This window comes from Alphaproteobacteria bacterium (genome assembly GCA_018667735.1).
Taxonomy (GTDB): domain Bacteria; phylum Pseudomonadota; class Alphaproteobacteria; order Rickettsiales; family JABIRX01; genus JABIRX01.
Genome location: JABIRX010000045.1, coordinates 1 through 4732, shown reverse-complemented (window position 1 = coordinate 4732; position 4732 = coordinate 1). Strand labels below are relative to the sequence as shown.

Genomic DNA, 4732 nt, shown 5'->3' with positions numbered 1-4732 from the left:
AACCATCTTCTGCTAAAACATCTAGTTTGTCATCATAAGTAACTTGCTCTTGAGTGATTGAACTAATCTCTGCTTCATCTATGATTAAATTATCTTCTGCTAAAACATCTAGTTTGTCATCATAAGTAACTTGTTCTTGAGTAATTGAGCTAAACTTTACTTCATCTATAATTAAGTTATCTTCTAATACTGGAGCATCTATGTTATCTGTAGTAATGATTTCATCAGTCAGTTTGACACTATCTTTTATATAATCTTCTTCTAAAGCTTCAGTTACTAAATGATCAATATTATTGATACCACTATCTGAATTAGATTTTAAGTTTTCCTCATTTACAAAACTATCTTGATCAAGCTCTAAATAATCATTTTGGCCTAAATCTTCTGTGATTTCGCCATTATCCTGTAGCATTTGCACTTCTTCAGGAGTCATTTTAGGCACTAAATTGTCACTATTTATTTGCCCTATCTTAGATTTTGTAATGATCTTATGATCTTCAGTAGAGTTGGTGTTTTTCTCTGCTGCAGCATTTAATATCTGTGCGTTTTCTTTGGTAAATTCCTGACTTAAATCAATTATAACATTATCATCATTACTTAAGTAGCTGTCATCTAATGTAGATATTTTGCCTGTTTCTTCACTTGTTTTTTCTTCAAACTTTTCTGCTAAATCATTTTCTAGAGCTAGAAAATCTAAATTATGTGGACCAAGATTTGCGTTAGATATTATGTTGTTTTCTACATTTGGAACATTGGCTGAAGGATTATTTTCTTGATTATTATTATCGCCCTTTACTTTTTTATATATTAGGTCTGCGCAATAATCTGCTAAATTAGTAGTAGGAGAAGAGTTCTCTTGCTGATGATTACACTCTATAAATTCTAATGCTTGCTCAAAATTGCCACCATTTAACTGTGCGGTAATTGTGGGATTAATATTTTGTAATAAGCTAGAAGTTGCTATATAAAAAATGATTAATGAAACATTCATCTTAAACTATATTGTTTATAATTAATTAGTAGTACTATTAGGACCATTTTGCAAGAGGTGGTAGCGACATTAATATTGCTTCTACATTACCTTCGGTCATTAAGCCAAATTTAGTGCCACGATCATATAATAAATTAAACTCAGCATATAGACCGCGCTTTATTAATTGCTCATGTTTATCTGCTTCGCTATATTTTCTATGCATATGCTTTCTGATCAATTCAGGGTAGATTTGTAGAAAGCTTTTTCCCACATCTTGCGTGAAAGCAAAGTCATTGGTAAAACTTCCAGAGTCTAAATAATCATAAAAAATACCACCAGCACCTCTGGATACATTACGATGCTTAATAAAAAAATATTCGTCACACCATTTTTTATATTTAGGGTAATATGCAAGATTATATTTATCGCAACAAACTTTAAGAGTTTGATGAAACTTCTCTATATCGTCTTTATCTTCTATGGCTGGATTTAAATCAGTACCTCCGCCAAACCAATTTTTGGTAGTGTTAATAAATCTAGTATTTAAATGAATAGCAGGTACTAAGGGTGAATGCATATGTGCAACTAAAGAGATACCGCTAGCCCAAAAATTAGGGTTATTTTCGCAACCAGGAATTTTTTTTTGTGCTTCCTCAGAAAACTCGCCATGTACAGTGGAAATATTAACCCCTACCTTCTCAAAAACTTTGCCTTTCATCATGCCCATTTCACCTCCACCCCCTCCTGGTCTAGTCCATTTTTTATAGGAGAATTTAATAGGGTTAGCAGTTGCATATTCTTGCTCAATTTTTTCGAATTCTTGGCAAATTTTATTTCTAAGTTCGGTGAACCAATTAGTTGTAAGTAACCTTTTTTCAATTATGTCCATAATAAATAACCTAATTCTTTTCTAATATGTAAATAAAGCATGCTAAAAAATAAGATCAAATTAGGTAGCCATATCCCATAAAATATAGATATTTTATTACTTAAAGTAAAATTATAAAAAACACTCAATAAGAAAAACATCGCAAAACCAATGATAATAGTGATAGTTATATTGATGGTTTTTTTATTGTATCTGGGTGGTAGAACGCAAAAATATGCAGCTAGTAGAAAAACTATTAAATATGAAAGAAGCTTAGCTAATATATTGCTCAATAAAACTAATTGCTGCCTATTTGTAAAATCATTATTAGATTGATATTTAGCTAAACTACTAATAATAGAAATTATATTAGGGCTTTGATCTTTAGCTTTGTCTTTAGTAGCCATAACTTGCTTAACTTTAGTAATGGAAAGATCAGTTTCCAAAACTAGCAAAGCCGAGCTTTGAAGTTGCTCTTGTTTACCATATAAATCATTATTAATTAAAGTTAGATTTTGGTTATGTAAAGTTGCTGTATTACTGTTAATAAATCTTACTTTAGGATGGTCTAAATATAATAGGCTTAAATTATGAAAGATAGTTTTGTCATCTTCTAAGCTAATTTTAGCACTATTTAAAATGATTTTGTAATTTTCGCTTTTAGCTTTGAACCACACATCTTCTGCCTTTATAGTGGCTGCTTTGTGATTAAGGTAATTATTAATATTATATTGATATTTTTGTTTGCTGAAGTTTGTTAAAGGGTTAAGTAAAAAAATTTCACCTAGAAAAATAATAAAAATAATAAATATGGGAATAAAATATATTGATTTGCTGCTAAGACCTGATGATCTCAAGATAGTTAATTCATTTGAGGAGCTTAATTTTATAAAAAATATTATGGAAGCAAGTAAAATAATAAAAGGTAAAATTTCCTGATATAATTCAGGTTGTTTCAAAATTGATAATTCTAGAATATTTAAAAAGCTGAGGTTTTTATCGCTAAAGCGTCGTACCAATTCGATAACATCAATAAATAATGTAAGCAACATTATTGCTAACATGACTTTAGTAAAAATGGCGATGAACCTAATAGATAAATAGGTCTTTATTTTTGGGTAATTCATTTAGTTAGCTTCAAATATTTCTATCGCCCTACATTTTGAACTATCTAACATCATATTGCTACAAAATAATTGTGCTTCAAGATGTGATTGAAATTCACCAATAGTTAAATGATAATATTGCTCACTTTGAGTCATGTCATAATTCTTTACATCAATATTAAATGGTAGTTCTACTAGTAAGCTTCTGATATTGTTGAATTTTTCAATAAAATTATCCTCATTAAAAGATTCTTTTAGCTTAATAATTGGCTCAGCCTTACAGATGTTTTCTCTGGTGCCAATTTTCTTGCAAAGAGATAAGGATTTGTTTAAAGGAAGATTTTCACTAATAAAGTCCAACTTATAATGAAAGTTATTTTTAGCTTTATTTTGAATCTTTTTTTCATAAAAATAACCAGAATTAATAAATCTTTTATCGACGCAATCTTGCAAATAATCTTTGAATAATTCTATATTCTCTTTTGAGTTAAATTTTTTATTTAAACTTAATTTAGTTTGCACTGAACATTTGATTTTATATCTCTTGTTAATCTCATGACAAATTAATTTAGCGCTTCTCATAGAGCTGATATTATTTACTTCTAGAGTACTAAGAATTTCTTTATTTACTTGTTCAGTTGGCTTAATTGTGGCTGTTTTATTATTTAATATAAAATTAATTTGTTCTTGCAATAATTTAAAATAATCTGCGACATTTTGATGGTATTTTGTGGGCCTGAATACTACTTGATATTTAGAAGCTTTTAGCTGATTTAGGCTTAGTTCCTTTTTGAGGTCTGTTGTGATATCGGATTGAATAAAATCCTTAACTTCAATATCAAAATATTCAACATAGAGTTCTGTTTCTGTAACAGTAACTGGAACAGTGATATTATTTTGCAGATTTAGTCGCTTAAGAGTATTTTCTGATAGAGAAATTATATATTCTCCAATTGGAATATCAGGAAAAAAGAAAAAGCCGTCAATATCAGTGACAAAGCTGCTTATTTGTTTGCCATCTTGACTTAATAACAAGATTTTTGCTTTACTTACTGCTGTATTATTAAAATATAAATTACCATCAATTGTACCAACTTTAATAAAGGGAATATTTAATGACAAAATATTTCCTGCTCTAGGTAAAACATAAAAATTTTCTTTTTTTGTAATTAAGTCAAAATAATCACTTTCTGAACTGTCAGATATTACTTCGTAAATTGTTGTTTCCGATAAATTCCCAATAACAGAGATACCATTTTTATCTGAAAGAGTTGATTTTGCATTGTTAAATAAGAATCTAATATTTTCTAATTTTTCTTCACCATCATCATAAGTATTATTGTGGTTTGCATCTATAAACGAGGTAAGAGTTACTAAGCCTTTATCAGCTTGGTAGTCATCTTCTATGATGATTTTATTTTCATTTTTTTCCCTAAAAATTAGAGTGCTACCATCAAAGTCAATATTAAAAGATGCAATATATTCTCCCGTATCACTACTATGCTTAAGGCTCAATCCTGTGCGTAGAGCTTTTTTGATTTTTTTACTGAAGGACATTTCAGTAATATAGCGTTCCTCTTTCTTAGCTGGAAATTCAGATGTAAGGCTTAATCTTAACTCTAAATCATAGGGTAATTTACGATCATAATTATTTTTTATATTTATAGTGCTAACATATGCTGTTGGCAAAATCTCATAACTAATTGTTAAGCTGTTATTATAATTTCCATCTCTATGAATTAAAATATTTTCACCATTGATGATATTTTTTTTATTATTTGCTTT

The 4732-nt window shown here is 28.7% G+C and carries 4 protein-coding genes; all 4 read right to left on the bottom strand.

The features are described from left to right. Positions 1 to 991 (bottom strand): hypothetical protein (locus HOH73_04940; GenBank protein MBT5828202.1); only part of this gene is annotated, 991 nt, incomplete at its 3' end. A 37-nt stretch (positions 992 to 1028) separates the two neighbouring features. After that, positions 1029 to 1862, bottom strand: coding sequence for an oxygen-dependent coproporphyrinogen oxidase (gene hemF / locus HOH73_04935; GenBank protein ID MBT5828201.1), 834 nt, complete (start codon positions 1860 to 1862; stop codon positions 1029 to 1031). Beyond that, complete coding sequence (locus tag HOH73_04930) at positions 1853 to 2968, bottom strand: LptF/LptG family permease (GenBank protein MBT5828200.1); 1116 nt, start codon at positions 2966 to 2968, stop codon at positions 1853 to 1855. Before HOH73_04930 ends, hemF begins: the two co-directional genes overlap by 10 nt. Then, a partial coding sequence (locus tag HOH73_04925; GenBank protein MBT5828199.1) for a hypothetical protein occupies positions 2969 to 4732 on the bottom strand: 1764 nt, incomplete at its 5' end.